Raw genomic sequence first — 20,330 nt, 5'->3', positions numbered from 1 at the left:
GAGATGAATTTTTTCGGGTTGAGGAAAGCGTTATTGTCCAACTGGGTTGGAAACTTTCATCTCAGAAGACTTGCACTCTGTCAGGGAGGGAAGATTTTGCTCAAGTCTCAATGTCAGTTGTGTCTTTTGAGATTTGACATGAACTTGAAGGCTGAGAGTTGTAATGATGGCGATCGCCATAATACAGGCTTCTGTGATTGTCAGATTTGAGCTTTCGATGCTTCCCTGAATTGATGCTTTCTTGACCGAGTTCATAGAGACTAGAGATTAGAAGTAACGTTTGAGTTTGTTATTCTCCCAGTCAACTTCTACTTCCCATCTCTGCTGGTTCTTGTCCATCTGTGAGTTAATGTTTTCACTCACTTGATTGAGATTGTTGCGCGAGAGTCCAGGCTGAGACTGAACTTCCAATTGATCTAAACTGACACTCAACACATTATTGTTGAGATCTTGATCAAGAACTTGATTGTTAGTCTCGTGAACTTCTTGCACTCTAGAATAAGAAGTTGTTGTCACTGCGGAGATTTCTTCTTGAGCGAAGGAGGGATAGGCAAAGCTAGCCGTTAGAAGCAGTGCGGTGGTGAATTGGATTGCTTTCATAGTAAGCCCTCGTGAAGTTCTGATATGTTGACGATTCTTCAATCAAGGCGATCAAGTTCGTTGAGCGTTGTTTAGCGTTGGAGAATACGGGAGTTGCCAAAACCAATCTATTTTGTTGCTTTTGTAACAACTCCCGAGGGTTCCATCTGGTAAGCTCAATTAGTTGTAAAGCGGCTCACCACTCGCAGTTGCATCTCCGTAGTCTTGCAAGTGTTCAACGAACACATCGCCTTGTTCCCGATTTCCAGGAGATAAGGTGAACACTACATTTTCAAAATTAGCGTCACCCGGTTCTGCTGAAGCAAAGATTACTGTTTCATAGTTGACGACTCCGGCTTGATACATTTCTTCTAAAGTCGTTACGCCTAAAGATTCAGCCAAGTTCGTTAAACGAGTGCTAATGGCTTGGGCGCGACGTTCCGGAGTGTATGATCCTTGAGGATCGCTAGAAGAAAGAGTCACTTGCCAAATGACTAAAGGTTCAGATGCAACCTGGACGACTTCCCGTTTCAGTAAAGAATTTCCACCGAGAAGACCAGGATAACGAGTGTCGTAGGTTTCCCGTACAATCATGGGAACCGTACCATATTGATTCTTTTCTGGGTCAATTTCAACTGTTTGAAAGACAACCCGTTCTTTAGTAAATGTATCCGGTTGAGCTTTGGCTTGGGAAATACCAATGACTAAACCAGCAGTTACGATAGCGGTGGTGACGAATGCTTTGATTGCGCTTTTCATAAGTTTGACCTCCAGGTGCTTAAAGAGAGGTTGTTTTGTTCGGTATGTTCTTAACATTAAACCAATCCTATAACCCTGTCAGTAAGAACAAAGTAATGTGTTCCAGACGTTTTATTGGTCTGGGTGTTACTTGAAAGTTAGGCAAAAGTGATCGAAAAGTAAGTGAGATTTTTGGGTGTTGTATTTCTTCTTACAATCTCCGGGTTACTTTGACTTTCGTCTTCCGTTTCATGTAAGTAATTGTACTCCATCCTTTATTCTTTTGATCAAAAAACAATTATATTTTTTTTAGATTTACTCAGAGAAAATATTGAAGTTCTCAGTCTGATTGCTCCTCAAAAATTTTCTCTGTGCAGAGTAACGATGATCACTGCTATACAGCCTCGCTCAAGAAATCATCTTCCAGCAAAAATTCGACTTTTTATAGATTTTCAGGAGAGAATTTTCAGTCAATTGAAAAAAAGAAGATTCAATATTTTATCATTATTTTTATTTATTTAATTAGAGGAAAAATAAATTAATTCATCACAAACCTTTCTCTATTTATTATAGAAGTTCCTGAAAAGGAATAAAACAATTACAGGAATTTCTGTTACTAAAGTTACAAAATAGAAAAAAGTTTGATAGCCTTGGGCAGAGGGTGATGAGGGTGTGCGATCGCCAGACAGGGACAGTCGCCCCAAAATCACCACTTTCGGCAGAGGATCATCCGTTAGACAGAGGCAGGAATGGGTAAGCTCATGGTATAAAAACTTCAGGAAAGAAAACGAGCCAATCATCGCTCTAGCAGTTGATAGCGTTACTGTTCAGGATTACACTGATGGGGAGTGGGTTGAGGTTGACGCTGAACTCCCGTTTTTGTTGGGTCATAACCCACTAATATAACGTCTCCTTTCTCATCTCTTATCCATCCCCTCGCCGGAACAATAGTTCTAGAATCAATCGGATGATTATCTCGTTTTTTTGATTGTTGTTGACGACGTTGGGAGGAACGATTAACTGAAGGAGTCACAGGTTCAATAAGGGATAATTCTAACTCGGGAACTGAAAATAAATCTTGAGTGGGGTTGAATGCAATACCGCCTCGTCCCGTTATAATAAATTGACTGTCTCCTCTTTGTTTGCAGGGGTCTTGAGCGATTAATGCAGCCGGATCAACCACTTCGACTTGAGTTGATTCAGGCGGGTCAAAATTAAGCGTTGTATCAATAGAAAGTTCTCCAGCAGCATTAATAATACTATTTTGAGATTGTAAAATAGCCAGTTCTGAATTACCTAAAGGACGAATATTAATATTGCTGCCTCCTGTTGGGTCAAAAGCGCTGGTAATAATTTCGCTATTTTCCAACAACACTAAAAAGTTTGAATTAATATCAATATTTCCATCAAACGTTTGACCGCTTTGACTTCCTGCGGCAGAAATTGCGCTTTGACGCCGCACGCTAATATCGGGTGAATTGATAGTAATATTTCCACCTTCACCTGTTACTGAATCTGCGAATAGAGCTGCTTGTTCCAAACGAACTTGGGAAGCACTCACGTCTATATTTCCGGGATTACCTACACCGTCACCGTTTACTATAATACTAGATTGATTTCTAATCGTTAATTGTTCAGCATCAACAGTAACCGTTCCTCCATTACCCACCCCCGTTTCAGAAACGTCCGCAAGGATAGAAGATTGATCTGTTAACTCAATATTTTCGGCTTGTATGTTCACTGAACCTGCATTACCATTTCCGCCAGTTGTTGTGAATAATTGAGCTTGATCACGAAGTGTTAAATTCTCAGTTTCAATGGTGATATTGGCTCCATTACCCACTCCAGTTTCGGAAACCAATCCGATGACAAAAGCTCGATCTGTTAATTCAATATTTTCAGCCTGTATATTCATAAAACCCGCATTCCCATTTCCTTGAGTTCCTGTAGATAATGAAGCTCTATTGCTTACGGTTAAACTTCCTGTTTCAATAATGAGATTTCCCCCATTTCCTATGGCTCCTTCTGAAATCCCAGTAAAAATTGATGTTTCTTCTCCATCTATATCAATCGATTCTGAAGCTTTAATGAAGACCGTTCCTCCTCGGCGACTAGGCGGAATTTCAACAGCAATGATTTCAGATTCATTGAAATTAATTCCTGAAAAAATTACAGAGTTATTCAGCAGTCTAATTTGTTCGGTTTCAACAGTAATATCTCCTCCATTACCCGCACCATCCGTTCCACTGGAAATATTAACTTGATCATTAAATAAAACCTCTTGAGCTTGTATTTGAATTGAACCAGAAGAACCGGTTCCCGAACCAGAAGTTCTAATTAATGCTCCATCTTGTCCGATTAATCTTTGTGTCGTAATTGAAATATCTCCGGTGTTGCCTCCGTTACCCGCTTGAGCGGAAATTTGGCTACCTATTGTGGTTTCTCCGGTTGATAAGGTAATCGTTCGAGTTCCCCTACCACTAATTTCGATAGTATTTGCACGAATATCTATTGAACCAGAACTCCCTATATCCCCTGTAAAATTTGAGATCTCTGCTCCGTTGAGAATTCTTAATTGGTCTGCTTCGAGTGTGATACTTCCCACGCTACTACCGCTAAATTCTACATTAGTAGATGTTTCGTCTGGTATCCTATTTGTTGTCACAGAAATTCTACTGGGAAATCTTCCATCACCAATTAATTCAACAACAGAAGCTTGAATATTGATGGAACCTGCACGACTCCCATTTAAACTGCTTACTGATATACGACCTCCATCTCGAATGGTTAATCGTCCGGTTTCTAAATTAAGAGTTCCTGCGGTTCCTTCACCATTTGTAAAAACAGTTAAGCCGCTTGTTGAGGAGCCTCCATCAATAGTCAACTCTCCTGCTATCTCCACTTCATTTGCTTTGACTTGTACAACACCCGAACTCCCCCTTCCTGTAGCAGAAGTTCCAATCTCTCCTCCCTCTTGAATTGTGAGTTTATTTGTCGTGATGAAAACACTTCCTGCGCTTCCTTCTACATTATCACTGCTGGTTGATATGTCACTAAAAAATGCAGTGAAATCTTCAGGAGAAATGGCAGGTTCTTTACCAAATTCAACGGATTCTGAATCGATTTGAACGGGGCTTCCTCCACTTACTTCAACGGATTCTAAAGCGTTTATAATGACATCTCCTGCTTGTCCGGTGTTGAAGCTACTAGCAAAAATTCTCCCTCCATTCCGAACGGCTAATCTAGGAGTATTAATAATAACGCTTCCTGCACTACCATTACCTAGTGTTCGAGTAGCAATTCGACTGGTAATGCCAGTCGGTGAAACTCCTATTATTTCTATAGACTCAAAAGCGTTAACGGTTATATTCCCCGTTGAACCTGTTGCTTCTGGGTTAACATCAAGCCGAATATCGGCACCATCGCGAAGCATCAAAGTTCCCGTATCGATAGTAATATTTCCGAGATTACCCGTTCCAGAAGTTTCGCCGAATACAATAGAATCTGAAAGATTAATCTGCTGTGCTTCAAGATAAATATTTCCTGCGTTTCCGTTCCCTGATGCACTTAAACTAATCTGTCCATTTATTGCATTAAGCGATGAGGTTGAAATTTCAATATTTCCTGTATCTCCAACTGCATTTTCTGCTATTCCACCCAAAATAGAACTGTTTGCTAACTCCACAGAATCGGTTGCAAAAATCGAGATAGAACCTGCATTCCCTTGTCCAAAGGTACTAGATTGAATTAGCCCTCGCTCTGTTAATCGTAATTGTCCGGTTTCTATGTAAATATTTCCTGCATTACCAATACCTGTCTCACTGACATTAGCAAAAAAACCACTCCGAAACTCACCATTAGGAGAAGTACCCCAAGCTTCAACGGATGCGGCTTTTATATTGATATTCCCCGCGTTTCCTTGTCCAAAAATAAGTGTATTGATAAACGCTCCATTATTCATTGAGAGTGAATTAGCTGTGATGTTAATATCTCCTGTTTGACCAATTCCATTGGTATCGATAGCATTTATAATCGAACTTCCTGCACCTGTTATAAAAACATTATCCTGAACATTAATATTAACATCCCCACCTTCCGCTTCAATAGAACCCAATCCATTATCTATTCCCGCTCGAATAACACTTCCACCCGATATCTCAACATTTCTCGCATTAATATTAATGTCTCCACCTCCATCTGCACGAACGTTAATTTCTGATTGATTGGTTAACGCTACATTCCCTCGTTGAATATTATCGGGAAACTGAAGAATGGGCGTATTGCTATTCGCCCCTACATTTGTTAATTCAATAATTCCGGCTTCTGATAAGCCTCCTAATTGAATTCGACTACCCGGAGAAATTGCAACGCCTCCATCAAATAATACATCTCCGCCTATTAATGCTAAGGTTTGATTTCTGGGAACGTTTAAGCCTTGTGGAATCAGAAATCCTGCATCATTTCTTAACGGACTTTCATCCAACCGAACGAGTTGTGGTAACGTTTGATTAACAATAGCGCCTGGATTTTCTCGAATATTCAATCCCAACGGCATATTTATCGTTAATAATGGCGGTGCTTCGGGGTTACTCGCGGCAAATTCAAAGCCATTTTCAAATAATACTCCATCGGCTGTTGTGGCAAAAAATGAACCGCCTACATCTAATCTTGCGTTTGGCCCAAAGACTATCCCCGCAGGGTTAATTAAAAATAGGTTAGCATTCCCCAAAACGCCTAATGTTCCGAGGATTTCTGAGATATTTCCCCCGGTAACGCGAGTTAGTATATTGATAATATTATCGGGATTGGAAAAGTAGGCTCCCCGTCCCTCTCTAATATTAAATTCTTGAAAACTATGAAATAAATTTCCCCCTCGAACCGCACCCCCATCGATGCGATCGCTATTAATTCCGCGAATGTTAATATTAGGAGTAACCACAGAGTTTTCCGAACCTAATGTGTTATCGGGGACTATTTGTGCTAGGGCTGTTAAAGGAGTTGCACTGAACAGAGTTGTCAGCGTTGCTAAAGCTGGAAAGGTCAGTAAACGTGGGGACATAGGTTGATGAATTCAACGATTTTGGCTAACGGGCTAACAGCAATTCACCTATTATAAGTTAACTAATCCCTATTCTGGGTGAAGTTGCATCTAATTTATCCCCCTAGCCCCCTTAATAACTGGGGATTAGTTGCATGATTAAGGAGAAACAGTATCAGTTAAACCTGACAAGATTGATTTCTTCCCTCAGCTTTTGCTTGATATAATCCTTGGTCGGCTCGCTTGAAAAGCTGGTCAACTATTTTATCCTCTCGCTCATAGGTTGTTACCCCAATACTCACTGTTAATTTTAATTCTCCTTGTTCTGTGAAAATCGTCATTTTTTCAATTTGTAAACGAATCCGTTCGGCGGCTTTCCAAGCCGAGTCTGTCGAAATTTGGGGTAAAATAACGGCAAATTCTTCACCGCCATAGCGACCCACAAAATCGACTTGACGAATACCATTGAGGATACTTTCAACAACAGCACAAAGCGCCTGATCTCCGACGGGATGACCATAGGTATCATTAACTTGTTTGAAATGATCGACATCGAGCAATAGAATAGAAAAAGGCGTACCGTAGCGCTTGGCTCGATTCATTTCTTGCTCCGCAATTTCCATGAGAGCGCGACGGTTTAAAATACCTGTTAGTGGATCAAGTCGAGCTAATTTTTCAACCGCTTCTAGAGCTTCTTGAAGTTCGATTTGAGTCTCTCGCAGTTTATCAACCGTATACTTTAGTAATAGATGAGTTCTGACTCGAGCTAAAAGTTCAGGTTTTCTAAAAGGCTTAGTTACATAATCAACCGCTCCAAATTCAAAAGCTTGAATAAGATGTTCTTCTTCTTGGCTAGCGGTGAGAAAAATCACCGGAATATATTGAGTTTTGGGTTCTGCTTTTAACGCTTCACAAACTTGCAACCCATCGATTTCAGGCATCATTAAATCGAGTAAAATTAGATCGGGTTTTGCCAGTTTTACTCGTTCGAGAACCTGATCTCCACTCCGAGCAAAAGTCACACTATAGCCAACGGGTTCTAAAATCTCTTTCATCACCTTGAGATTAGCTGGAATATCATCAACAACAAGAATTAGAAAGTCTTCTAGATGGGTTAACAATTCATCTGTCATAGGGTTTCCAACTCCTGTTTTTTAATAGATGCAATAACTGTTGTAAAATCTTCTACGGTTTGAGGTAATTTATCCCAATCAAATTCATTAAGCTGCTGAGTTAATCTGTTCACATATTCTGCTAATATCTGAGATTGATGTTCCTCCGCCCAAGCTTGTAAACGGGCAGTGAACTGTTCAAGATCCCGCGTTTTCATGGTACAGTGAAGTTCTTGCCAAGAGGTTTCGGCTTCCTGATTCAGCTTAGTCAGCAATTCCGGTATACGAATCGATTTTTGAGGAAAGACTTCTGATACAGGAGAGTGATCGATTGCTGCTTCAGACAACGATAAACTGGGGTGTAATGGTTGATCAGTTTCAGCTTGAATAAGTTCGGGAGATAATGGCTCTAGAAGCGGCTTCAATACCGCTACCAATTGACTTCGACTAATCGGTTTTCGGATAAATCCTTCACACAAACCCTTTAATTCTTCCTCGTCTAAGCGTTGTGAAGATGCCGTTAAAATCACGATGGGAATCTGACGAGTTTGATCACATTTCTTGAGATAATGAGTGGCTTCTAAACCATCCATCCGAGGCATCCGCAAATCCATTAAAATCAGATGAGGTTGATAGATTTCCGCAAGCTGAATTGCTTCTTGACCATCATTGGCAAAAAATAATTTATGCTGTGTTTGTGAAAAATATCCCGCAATTAAATCTCGATTAGAAGCGACATCATCAACCACTAAAATTGTCGCAGGCTTAAACTGGTTTAAATTATCATCAACTGGAACTATTGATGCAGTTTCTGAAGACATTGATGTGATCTCTAAATCCGGAAAGTAGAAGCAGAAGGCGCTACCCTCTCCTGGTTGGCTATAGAGTTCTATCGTACCATTGAGTAAGTGAACTAAACGCTCTGTAATCGCTAATCCTAAACCCGTTCCTCCGTATTTGCGGGTACTTTGACCATCACTTTGGGTAAAGGCTTGAAAGATTTTTTTCTGAGATTCCGGTGCAATCCCAATTCCGGTATCTTCGACTCGAATTTTTAGGTTGATTTTCTGTTCTTGGAATGACTCACAACCCACCTCTATTTTAATAGATCCCTTCTGGGTAAACTTAATCGCATTCCCAACAACATTAAACAAAATTTGACGAATCCGAACCTCATCGAGTTGAATGGCTAGGGGTAAAGCTGGATCAATTTCTGCATACAGGAACAATCTTTTTTCTAACACCTTTTGTTGAAAAATTTGCTGAATTTCTGTAACAATACTCCGTAAATTCGTCGGTTCATAGTGAAGTTCTAATTTCCCCGCTTCGATCTTAGATAGATCTAAAATATCATTAATCAGAGCCAACAGAGTACGACCACTGGCAACAATCGTATCCACATAGGCTTTGATCTGCGGCTCACTCACACTCGACTGAAGCAAGTCTGCAAAACCCAGAATGGCATTCATCGGTGTGCGAATTTCATGGCTCATATTTGCCAAAAATTCACTTTTCGCGGCGTTGGCTTTTTCTGCTTCTCGTTTAGCTCGTTCTAGATCAATATTTTTGCGGCTCAACTCTTCACTGCGATCGACTTCTTTCTCCAACCAGTGAGCTTGCGCCAGAGCAATTCCCACCTGAGCCGCAATATCTTCTAAGAGCTTAATTTCATCAACAGTCCAGACTCGATAGCGATCGCATTGATGAACCCCAATCATACCATTGGGTTTTCCCTGATAGGAAGTACGGATCGATAACATCGATTTAATTTGTAGTTGATGATAGAGATGAATCACTGGCTCAAATAAAGGTTCATCATCGACATCATAAACAACACTGGCTTGATTATTTTTCAAAACAAATTCCATATGAGGATTACCTTGAACTGGAATTTCAACGCCTCTCATAGAGGGATAAGAATCTTTGAGATATTCAGCCACTAAAGGAATTTCGGGTGAGGGCTGGGCATTATAACTATGAATTAAACAACGGCTCACTTGAAAAGCTTGTCCGATTTGCAAAGCTGTTGTTTCAAAAATGTGTTGAGTATTGAGACTTTGACGAATTTCATCGGTAATTTGACGCAGCAAAAGAGCTTGTTGATATTGACGTTCTAGAGCTTCTTCAGTTTGCTTGCGATCGCTAATATCCGTCGTAATAATCACAGCCCCTTCAATCTGTTTATTTTCAGAGAAGGGAGCAATTCTGACTTCTTCATATTGAGTTACACCCTTTGGAGTTTTTTGTGTGTGAGTCTCGAATCTCACTCCAACATTCAATTGAAATACCTGTTCAATCCCTTGAGAATAGATTTCTTTATTCTCCAAGGGTAAATGGTCATAAATCTCACTCCCGATCACTTCTGAAGATGAACCACCTGCTGTCAAATGATTAACAAACAAAATCCGTCCTTGGCGATCTACCACGCTAATAAAACTCGGGATATTTTCGAGAATTGATTGCAGTTTTTCTTGAGAATCTTTGAGTTTTTGCTGTGCTTCTTGACGTTCAGAAACATCTCGCAAAATAACCGTTAAGACGATGCCATTTTGAGTATTTAGTTTAGAAATTGATGCTTCGGCGGGAAACTCGGTTCCATCCCGACGACGAGCCAAAATTTCCGGACTGCGATCGCCCATTTTGCGAGCAGTTGTGTCAGATTTGCAAAAGTTTTGAATATGTTGACGATGCTGTATTTTCAGGGATTCAGGTAAAAGAAGATCGAGGGGTTGACCAATAGCTTCTTGTGGACTGTAGCCAAAGATTTTAACAGCACCTTGATTAAATAATATAATCCGTTGTGATTGATCCACTGAAATAATCGCATCCTCTGCAATATCTAAAATTCGGGCTAATTGAGCTTGACTTTCAGACAAAGCGGTTTGCATCTGTAGACGCTCAACCCACTCTTGTTGTAACCGAGCATTAGCTTGATCGAGTTCGTTCGTTCGTTGAGTAACTCTGGCTTCGAGTTCGCTATTCATCTGTTGGACTTTTGCTAATAAAGCCGCTTGCTGAATGGCGATCGCGACTTGTACAGAGAGTGACTCTAGAAAAAAGACTTCTTGGGGTTGCCAATATCGAGGCTGAGTGCAATGATGAGCGATCAAAAGTCCCCAAAGTTGATCATTAACGTGGATCGGAACGATTAAATTTGATCGGACTTGAAACTGTTCTAGAAACTTCACGTGACAATCACTTAAACTATCGGTATAGATATCGTGAAAAACTTTGCTTTTTCGCTTGTGGTAAGGTTCCAGCCAAGCCTCTAGAAAACATCTATCCTTGACAACCCGATCTAGGACAGAAAAGCCCGATTGACTGACTGATTCTACCACAACTTTTCCATTCCATTCCGAGTCAAACTGATAGATAATCACCCGATCAGTATTCAGTAATTGACGCACTTCTTGAACGGTTGTATTGAGAATTGTCTCTAAATTGAGTGAGGAGCGAATTCGCAACGCCACCTCAGATAAAAGTTGCTCTCGTCTGGCTTGAGTTGCTAATTGAGTGGCTTGATTATTCACTTGCTCTTCGAGATTTTGATTAAGACTTTGCAGCATCTCCATTTTTTCGATTTGTAGCGTTTTAACTTGCTGCTGCAATATAGAAATAATTTCATGCAGTTGAGTTGAATCAATCATCTGCAAAATACTGGTTTGTGTTAATATACCCAGCAGTTCATTTTGAGAATTCACGACAACTAACCGTCCCACTTGACGCTGCTGCATTTGTTGGTATGCTAACCACAGCGATTCTTCGGGATGAGTACAAAATAGCGACTTACTGATCACCTGATCGGCTCGTAGCTTACACAAGTCAAGTTTTAACGCTTGAAACTTAACAATATCGCTTTCAGTCACAACGCCTAGCGGGGAAATTTTACCGCTTTCCTGTTGTTTGGCGATCACAATACAACTGACTTGCTGAGATGTCATTTGTTGAGTCAGTTCTAATACAGTCACATCGGGTGCTGCATAAATCACCTGTTGACTCATCACTTCATAGACTTGACGACATTTCAACAAACCCGCAGGTTCGACGGCGGCTTGAATACTGCTTGGGGTGATGATACCGACTGGGTAATATTGGGCGTTGACAACCGGGAGATGGCGAATCCGATGTTCAGCCATGAGTTTCGCCAGATGTAAGACATCTTGGACTTCTGAAGTTTGACAGACAATTAACTGTCGAGTCATCACGTCAGCCACGTTCATCTGTTCTAAAGATGTCCCCTCCGCAATCAAACGCACAACATCTCGCTTAGTCATTAACCCGACTAATTTCTCTGTTTCTAACACGAGAACACAACTCACTCGCAAAGGTGTTGTAGCATCAACACCCGAGTCAGGCTGGCTACTAGAGCTGATCAGTTCTATGGCTTGTGTTAGGGGAGTTTCTGGAGAAACAGTAATGAAATTTTGATCAATACAAGCTGATGCTAAAATAGGCTGACCCGGATTGAGAGATGACATCAGAACAGTCACTTAGTTTTTTGTCAACGATGATTGTACTTATCCAGTATGGGAATTAAAAACAATTACCTCTTCTATCATAGGTTAACGGGTATTAAACTTTACTTAATGTTAAGTTAAATCAAGTCAAAATTTTGTTAAAATTTAATTAATTTTATTTAATCCCTGCCCATTGCTCTATATTCATTAATCAGGATGGAGATTCTTTTTGCTATTTACTCCTGTTTAGATCAGCCGTTGCCAAAGCGTCCTCCCCATCTGCAACCCATGCAACAGGCTATTTGTTTGATTGAAAAACGTTTAATGAAAACGGAGACAACCCATTTAAACATCCAATCAAAATTTGAGATGGAATGGGGAGTTGTGATGGAAGATTAGGTCAGTTATAATGATCATAAAAAGTTCTAATAGAAACGATTCATTCAAGTCAAGCACTCAAAGATAAACGCCTAGAAATCTTTCATATAGCATCCTGACAAGAGGTACTGATGCCAACCCTGATTCCCACCAGTCTTTTGGCTTCCTCCCTCTTGCATGAGTGACTAGGGCTTATCTGGGGGACAGAAGCTAATTAATCCTTGATCAAGACCCATCTTTTCCGCTCTTATTTAACAAAATTTCCGGATCACCCGTGAAAAAATTGTATGATATTAATCAAGTTTAATTGAATAGAATTTACAGAATATTTACAGAATATTTACTTTATCTTTACAGAAGTCCCTGTTCTTTTAGGGGAAGTAGATGTTAGCTTTAAACAGAAGCAATCATCACCGTGTTTTTACGGATTAGTTTTACCCCAGTCTCAGGAGATTTAAATGGCAATTCTTGGTTTTACCGGACAAGCAAAAGAAATAGATATTAGTGATTTTTGGTTAAATGATGCCACAGGCAGCTCTGCCTATAAATATTCAAGCTGGTGGGCGGAGAAAGGCAATAGCTTGCTGTTCTTTGACGAAGCTCAAAATGTCACCCTCTCACAAGATATCAAAATCAGTGATCCCCAGGATTGGGATGATCTCAATAATTTAGGAACGATTCCAAAAGGAACTGTTGTTGACAGCCATTTCATCTATATGAATAATGCCAACACGTCCACACGGAAAACCTTTACAGCCACCTTCACTTTTGATAAGCCTATTATTGGCTTCATGGCTGATGATGAGTTGTTTGGTAATGCCAGCACCTTACAACCTCTCAATGGTAATGACCAACTGGTTGGCTATCGGGCTAGGGTCTTAGCAAGTGGGAATACTCTAGAAGGGCCAAACAGTGGACTTCCTCAAGATACGGTCAGAATCACAGGAGCCAATAACAACATCTTAGAAGTTACATTTACCAGTCAATCGGCTGTTGACCCTCTGCGGGTAATTACACTAGATTCTGGAACCCTAGCAAACCCCTCACCAACACCGCAACCCTCACCCACACCCACTCCGGTTCCCACTCCGGTTCCCACTCCGACACCCACTCCAGCTCCCGACAATGGTGGTAACGTTGAGTATAACAAAGTGATTGATGTTAACCCCAACGCTGATTCACCAGGAGCGGGTGAAAAGGACAACTTGAGTGGAACGAACAACCGAGATCTGTTTATTCTTGGGGATGCGAGAACAGCCTATTATAAGGAGGGCAGTGATCAAGCCACAATTTCTAGGTTCAATCTTGCAGAAGATAAAATTCAACTTCATGGTAGTCCGGATGATTATACCCTCAGAAATAACACCCATGCCCACATCTTCTACAAAGACGAGTTGATTGGAGTTATTCTTAATCAACCCGCTTCCTCACTGTCATTAAACAGCGACATCTTTAGCTACGCTTCAGGAACCGAACCTGCGCCCGCTCCAGTTCCCACTCCGACACCCACTCCTGAACCCACTCCGACACCCACTCCTGCTCCCGATGGTAACATTCAATATCGGCAAGTGATTGATGTTAATCCCAGTGATTCTTTACCGGGTAAGGGTGAAAGGGATGTGCTAACCGGAGAGAACGGCCCGGATAAGTTCATTCTTGGGGATGCAACAAAACCCTACTACATCGATGGTAACACCGCCACTAATAGTTGGAATGATTATGCTCAAATTTCCGGGTTCAATCCTCTAGAAGATAAGATTCAACTTCATGGCAGTTCGGTTGATTATAGGCTGAGACAAGAAGCGGGAAGTACGCGCATCTTCTATCTTGGCGAGGGGACTCAAGAGATCATTGGAATTATCTCGAATTCTTCCGGTTTGACATTAACTGACGACAGCTTTCAATATGTCTAGTCCTGAACTCCGGCTGCATTCAACCGATTGATGTAGCCCGGTAGTGAAGTGCATTAAATACGCATCCTATCCATCTGACTGTAGTCAGCATTCGAGAATTGTACATGGGATTTCAACAAAAAATAAAGTCGGGAATCAGCCACCGTTCCCGACCTTTTTTAATCTCAATATGAATTCAGCTTTTAACACCGTTGCAAGATAACCACTGAACGCTCGGTTACAGGTACAGCTTTATCTTCGGAATAAGTCACCCAATCGGTGATAAAAGACGGCTCTTTCGTATCAATCACCACCCGCCATTGGCGATCGCGTAAACCTTCGGGTAAATCAAACTCAATCATCTCATAGTGAGCGTTAAAAAAGAGCAGAAAACTATCATCCATCACCCGCTCACCTTTAAATCCCACCTCGGGAATTTCTTCACCATTGAGAAAAACAGCGATCGCTCTCGCAAAACCCATACACCACTGTTCTTCTGTCATTTCACCGCCATCTGGATTATACCAACCCAGATCACTCACCACTGATCCATGAATGGGCTGTCCTTGGAACCAACGACGGCGCCGAAACACCGGATGACGACGCCGAAAATCAATCAATTGACGGGTAAAATCCAGTAAATCTGCATTACTTTCTGGCAAATTCCAATCAAGCCAAGACAATTCATTATCCTGACAATAGGCATTATTATTCCCTTTTTGAGTGCGTCCCAATTCATCGCCACTGACTAACATTGGCACCCCTTGAGACAACATCAATGTAACTAAGAAATTCCGACGTTGGCGGTTGCGTAACTCCAAAATCTCTGGATCATCCGTTTCGCCTTCTTCCCCACAATTCCAAGAACGGTTATGGCTTTCACCATCACAGTTATCCTCACAATTGGCTTCGTTATATTTTTCGTTGTAGCTAACGAGATCATTTAACGTAAAACCATCGTGAGCTGTGATAAAGTTAATACTGGCGTGGGGTTGACGGCCGTTATTTTCATACAAGTCTGAACTTCCGGTAAACCGATAAGCAAATTCAGCTAGCAAGCTATCTTCACCTCGCCAAAAATCCCGCACAGTATCCCGATATTTCCCGTTCCATTCTGACCATAAAATGGGAAAATTCCCCACTTGATAACCGCCTTCCCCAACATCCCAAGGTTCAGCAATCAGTTTCACATCCGACAACACCGGATCTTGGTGAATAATATTAAAAAATGCCCCCAAACTATTGACTTCATACAATTCTCGCGCCAACGCTGAAGCCAAGTCAAACCGGAAACCATCAACGTGCATTTCCAGCACCCAATAGCGTAAGCTATCCATAATCAGCTTCAGGACTTGCGGATGAGAAACGTTGAGAGAATTACCGCATCCGGTAAAATCCATGTAGTAGCGAGGATTGTCTTCAACTAAACGATAATAAACTGCATTATCAATTCCTCGCAATGATAATGTCGGCCCTAAATGGTTGCCTTCTCCGGTGTGGTTATAAACTACATCCAAAATCACCTCGATACCGCCATTGTGCAGGGCTTTCACCATTTTTTTAAATTCTTGCACCTGTTGTCCTGGCGTTTGATCTGCACTGTAAGGCTGATGGGGCGCCAGATAACAAATTGAATCATAACCCCAATAATTTTTGAGGCCGTTTTTGATTAAATGTCCCGGTTGAGAGAGAAAATGATGTACAGGCATTAACTCAACTGCGGTAACGCCTAAAGACTGGAGATAGGCAATAACCGCCGGATGTCCGAGTCCTGCATAAGTTCCTCGGAGTTCTGAGGGAATGTCGGGATGCAGTTGGGTAAAGCCCTTAACGTGCATCTCATAGATAATAGTTTTGTGTTCGGGAATGCGGAGTAGTTTATCGTCTTCCCAATCAAAGGTTTCATCAATGACGACGGCTTTGGGGACGAGATGAGCATCATCAAGTTCAGAAAACGACAAGTCTTGCTCTTCACTCTCCCAAGAGTAGCCAAACAAGGCTTCTCCGCACTGAATTTCACTGTCTAAGGCTTTGGCATAGGGGTCAATGAGTAACTTATTGGGATTAAAACGATGACCTTCTTCGGGGCAATAGGGGCCGTGTACGCGAAACCCATAGCGTTGACCGGGTGCAATGCCAGGGATGTATCCATGCCAGATAAAGTTATGGACTTCGGTGAGGAAAATACGGGTTTCCTGGTCTTCACTGTCGAACAAACATAGCTCAACGGCGATTGCATTTTCACTATACAACGCAAAGTTTGTTCCTTTACCATCCCAGAGTGCGCCTAAAGGATAAGGTTTACCGGGCCAGACAGGTAAATACATACAAACGCTTCCTATTTTAATTTAGGTTCAGGACACCCCGAGGCTGAAATAACTAAGAGTCAACAGCTTCGAGATGCTGTCCACACTGAGTCAGGTTTCAGCATGACCTGAGTTTTAAAACAATATTAACGAAACAAAGTGAGTCAGACCATCGGTTAAATTGTATATATCCATTCACCGTCAACTTTGGCGATCGCTCCACCCGGAAAGGGATCGCTCTGGGATCGGTTCGGGGCTGAGATTAAAGCGGTCAGCTTCTCGATCATCTCAAAACTCGGGGATGTGGGAAGAATCTGTTGCAGCCAACGACGGATGACTCGACGTTGCAGGGCGAGGGGGGCTTGACGTAAAATCAGGCGATTGATTTTTAAAGGGGTAGAATTCGCTTCAAATGCGATCGCTTGTTGATACAGTTGTTCGGTGGCTTGTTCTAAGTAGTCTACTTCGGCTTGTAAGAGTTCAGCAGTTTGCGCTAAAGCTTGTTCGGTTCGCGGGTTAAAATGGGTTTGCAAGTAGGGTATTAACTCAGTACGAATCCGGTTGCGAGCATATTTTAAGTCTTGGTTGGTACTATCAGACCAAATTTTTAACTGTTGGTCTTGGCAAAATTGACCCGTTTGCGATCGCAAAATTTCTAACATCGGTCGCACTAACCATATATTATTATCCGCTTCAACGCTTAAAGGACGACACCAAGTTAAGGCTTGTAAGCCATCAGCCCCACTACCGCGAATTAAATTGTATAATAACGTTTCGGCGCGATCGCTCTGGGTATGACCTGTAACAACATAGGCGTAATCATCACTTAGAGCAATTTCAGATAAAACCTGATAACGCCAGTGACGAGCATCGGCTTCACTTTTTGGGATTTGTTGAGCCGTTTTACCGTAAAATAAGACTTGCCAAAATTGGGCAAGTTGTTTAATATACTTAGCATTATCCGCAGAGTCAGAGCGCCAACCATGATCACAATGAGCGATCGCTAAGTCCCAACCCCATTTCGGTTGCAAGTCTAGGAGCAATTTGATTAGGCATAGGGAGTCTTGTCCGCCGGATACTGCCACCAAAAGCCGTTGACCGGAAGGTAAAAGTTGACGTACTTTTAAAGTTCGATGAAGTTGAGCATGGAGGGGTGTCCAAGAAGCAGAATCAGACATTTCATTGAGTAACAATCCTTTAATTAGAGGAAAAGTCGGCGTTAATTGCATCGATTAGATGCTGGGTTTTTAGACTGGTTGAATACCCTGCCAGTAGAGTTATTATAGCATTTCCTTGCCTTGTGCCTTGTATCCCCATACCTAAAGGTAGGGGCGTGTGCGGCAATTTACGGTAAAATTGCTCAGGCAGAGAATGGTCTGGGATGATCGAAAGAAAAATCAAAAATTCTAGCATTCCGGCTTTCTCTTTCCTAATTTTAAATGATATGTCAACGATTTATACGGAAATTGAAATTAATGCCTCCAAACAGCGAGTTTGGCAAGCACTCTATCAAAAAGAAGATTGGGTTGAGTGGAATAGTTTTTTATCTGACCGTGACTCCAGTTTACCCTTTGAGGTGAATCAAATCTTGCGGCTATCGGTGTGGCGAAGTCCGGCTGACGAAGATACAGAGTTTCAAGCCATTGTTAAAGTTGTACAACCGGCCGTCTGTTTGAGTTGGGTTTGTGAAATTCCGGGTTTTCGGGGTGAATATTGGTTTGAGTTGCAAGAAATTGGGGAAGGTCGGACAAAGTATATTCACCGAGAAGAGTTTTCAGGATGGATATCACGGGTATTTTTACCGTTTATTCGTGAAGATGAAAAACGAGGCATGGACAGAATGGCCCGAGAGTTAAAAGGATATGTCGAAAAGCTTAAAGTTTTGTGAAGTTACTTTTCAATAGAGGCCTAATATGAAATGAAAAAATAATCCGACAAAAAGCAGAAAGCAAGAGGACTGATCACTGGTAGAGGCAATTCTACAAAACAGGTCACTGTCAACGGTCTCCTCATCCGTAATTTGAACCAAACATTAAAGTATTTCATATAATCTTTCTGGAGTCAATGAGGCGATTGACTTCTTAACAAACTGCTGCACTCAGTCGAATATCAATTCGGACTTCCACATCCTCGAAAAAATACAGAGGAGAACTTCCTGCTGTGCTTATACAACAGATCAACTCCGTAGACTTACTGAAGCCTCTAAAAATTAATAATACAGTATCTTTACTGAAGCTTTACATAAAAGGGTTCAGTTGTCTGAAAGGTTTTACACAACCCCCCTTACTTTTTCAGAAATGTCATTGTAGGATTCAAATACAAAGGACTAAAGCATAATTATTCAAAACTAGAGTGTTCTTCAGTTAGGGTTGTAAACTCTTCTGCCTAACAGATCAGGATTGAGAATTGACACATCAAGTCGGAAACTTGATCAAAATTTAGGCGGAGACTAACTTGATTAGAAGCCCAAAAATCGGAAGGTTTTAGGCTGAAATTTTATACGACAATATTGTACATAATTTTGAGGGGTAAAAATGGTACTCGCAAGTCAGACTAGCTCTAAACTCAAAAGTGCTGCCAGACATCAGATCAAAAGTTTTCGCCTCTATCGGCAACAAAAGTTAAGAAAATCAAACGGACTAAATATCTTGTTTTTAGCACCGCATCCTTTTTATCAAGACCGAGGAACCCCGATTAATACAGGCTTTTTTTTAAGAGCGTTATCCGAAAATCATCACCAAGTCGATGTTGTTACCTTTCCTGAAGGAAAAGATATTGAACTCGAGAATGTCAGAATCCACAGAACCATAAAAGTTCCTTTTGTTAAAAACATTAAGCCGGGATTTTCAGGAAAAAAATTAGTCTATGACTTCTTGATGATCTTTAAAGTGATGCGACTGGCGGCGAGCGGTAAATATGATCTGATTCAAGCCATAGAAGAATCTGTTTTTATCGCCTTACTGATGAAGCTAATGTTTGGAATTCCCTATGTTTATGACATGGATTCCTCCATTGCTCAACAAATGATCGAGCAAATTCCTGCGTTAAAACCCTTGGCTGGGGTGTTTAACTGGTTTGAGAAAATGGCAGTTCAAAACGCGAAAGCTGTGGTTCCGGTCTGTAATGCGATCGCTGAAGATATCGCTCGTTATAAACCGGAAAAAGTAACTCTACTGCCTGATATCTCGCTGTTAGAAGACTCGACAACAGAAGTCAACGAAGACATTCGCAAACAACTTGGTATCCAAAATAAAATCCTGATGTATGTCGGAAATTTAGAAGGATATCAAGGGATTGATTTGCTGCTAGACAGTTTTGCACTCACTTTAAAATCTACCAATCAAGCCGACTTAGTAATTATTGGTGGAGATGCAGCCGGAATTGAAAAATATCAAGCAAAATCCACTCAACTGGGAATCAATCACAAAGTACATTTTCTCGGTCAACGTCCCGCTCAACACTTGAGTGCTTATTTGTCTCAGGCTGATATTTTAGTCTCTCCTCGGACAAAAGGGATTAATACCCCGATGAAAATTTACTCCTACCTCGATAGCGGGAAAGCGGTTTTAGCAACTGATTTGCTGACCCATACCCAAGTTTTAACTCCAGAAGTTTCCATGCTGGCGCAACCTACACCAGAAGACTTTTCTCAAGGTATGATTGAGTTGATCAACAATCCTAACTTGTGTTCACAACTCGGAAACGCTGGACAACAATTGGTTCAAGAAAAACACAGTTACAGTGCATTTCGCAAAACCGTTAATGGCCTTTACTGTTGGTTACAGCGTGAAATCTTTCCGACTCAGTTGCAAGTAGGATAGATAGAGTGA

Annotated in this window: 12 protein-coding genes; 4 read left to right on the top strand and 8 right to left on the bottom strand. The window is 41.3% G+C overall.

Features of this window, described 5'->3' with window-relative positions; genetic code table 11:
- Positions 1-30: 30 nt before the first annotated feature.
- The 6 genes from VB836_RS25075 to VB836_RS25050 all read right to left on the bottom strand — a co-directional run bounded on the left by VB836_RS25075 (position 31) and on the right by VB836_RS25050 (position 11,945).
- On the bottom strand, positions 31-255 hold the full coding sequence (locus tag VB836_RS25075) for a hypothetical protein (protein ID WP_046280281.1): 225 nt from the start codon (positions 253-255) through the stop codon (positions 31-33).
- Positions 256-267: 12 nt separating this feature from the next.
- Positions 268-600, bottom strand: coding sequence for a hypothetical protein (locus VB836_RS25070; protein WP_046280282.1), 333 nt, complete (start codon positions 598-600; stop codon positions 268-270).
- A gap of 159 nt (positions 601-759) precedes the next feature.
- Complete coding sequence (locus tag VB836_RS25065) at positions 760-1,338, bottom strand: COP23 domain-containing protein (RefSeq protein ID WP_323223573.1); 579 nt, start codon at positions 1,336-1,338, stop codon at positions 760-762.
- Between the two features lie 799 nt (positions 1,339-2,137).
- A complete protein-coding gene (locus VB836_RS25060) occupies positions 2,138-6,376 on the bottom strand; it encodes a two-partner secretion domain-containing protein (protein WP_323223571.1) in 4,239 nt (1,412 codons plus the stop codon).
- Between the two features lie 158 nt (positions 6,377-6,534).
- The gene (locus VB836_RS25055; RefSeq protein ID WP_046281012.1) at positions 6,535-7,488 is read right to left on the bottom strand and encodes a diguanylate cyclase; all 954 of its coding nucleotides are present in this window, start codon (positions 7,486-7,488) and stop codon (positions 6,535-6,537) included.
- Positions 7,485-11,945 carry a GAF domain-containing protein gene (locus tag VB836_RS25050; protein WP_323223567.1) on the bottom strand — a complete coding sequence of 1,487 codons (4,461 nt, stop codon included), beginning with the start codon at positions 11,943-11,945 and terminating at the stop codon, positions 7,485-7,487. The genes VB836_RS25055 and VB836_RS25050 overlap by 4 nt, the downstream gene beginning before the upstream one ends.
- Positions 11,946-12,140: 195 nt before the next feature.
- On the opposite strand from VB836_RS25050, the gene VB836_RS25045 reads away from it, so the two are divergent.
- Positions 12,141-12,323: a hypothetical protein gene (locus VB836_RS25045; RefSeq protein WP_323223565.1), complete on the top strand. Its 183-nt coding sequence runs from the start codon at positions 12,141-12,143 to the stop codon at positions 12,321-12,323.
- 437 nt (positions 12,324-12,760) lie between these two features.
- Complete coding sequence (locus VB836_RS25040; protein ID WP_323223563.1) at positions 12,761-14,215, top strand: hypothetical protein; 1,455 nt, start codon at positions 12,761-12,763, stop codon at positions 14,213-14,215.
- 182 nt (positions 14,216-14,397) lie between these two features.
- Here the strand turns inward: VB836_RS25040 and glgX are convergent, their stop codons facing one another.
- Together glgX and tilS are read right to left on the bottom strand one after the other, a co-directional pair.
- Complete coding sequence (gene glgX, locus VB836_RS25035; RefSeq protein ID WP_323223562.1) at positions 14,398-16,521, bottom strand: glycogen debranching protein GlgX; 2,124 nt, start codon at positions 16,519-16,521, stop codon at positions 14,398-14,400.
- Between the two features lie 155 nt (positions 16,522-16,676).
- The gene (gene tilS / locus VB836_RS25030; RefSeq protein ID WP_323223616.1) at positions 16,677-17,678 is read right to left on the bottom strand and encodes a tRNA lysidine(34) synthetase TilS; all 1,002 of its coding nucleotides are present in this window, start codon (positions 17,676-17,678) and stop codon (positions 16,677-16,679) included.
- Between the two features lie 203 nt (positions 17,679-17,881).
- Here tilS and VB836_RS25025 point away from each other — a divergent pair, with 203 nt between their 5' ends.
- Positions 17,882-18,388 (top strand): SRPBCC domain-containing protein, encoded by a 507-nt coding sequence (locus VB836_RS25025; RefSeq protein WP_323223560.1) that lies wholly within the window; start codon positions 17,882-17,884, stop codon positions 18,386-18,388.
- Positions 18,389-19,034: 646 nt separating this feature from the next.
- Entirely contained in the window at positions 19,035-20,321 is a 1,287-nt protein-coding gene (locus tag VB836_RS25020) for a glycosyltransferase family 4 protein (protein WP_323223558.1), read from the top strand.
- The last annotated feature ends 9 nt before the right edge of the window (positions 20,322-20,330 follow it).

The sequence above is a fragment of the Limnoraphis robusta BA-68 BA1 genome (assembly GCF_034932365.1).
GTDB lineage: Bacteria > Cyanobacteriota > Cyanobacteriia > Cyanobacteriales > Microcoleaceae > Capilliphycus > Capilliphycus robustus.
Note: the sequence above shows the minus strand (reverse complement) of the source record. Positions and strands in the feature narration are given on the sequence as shown.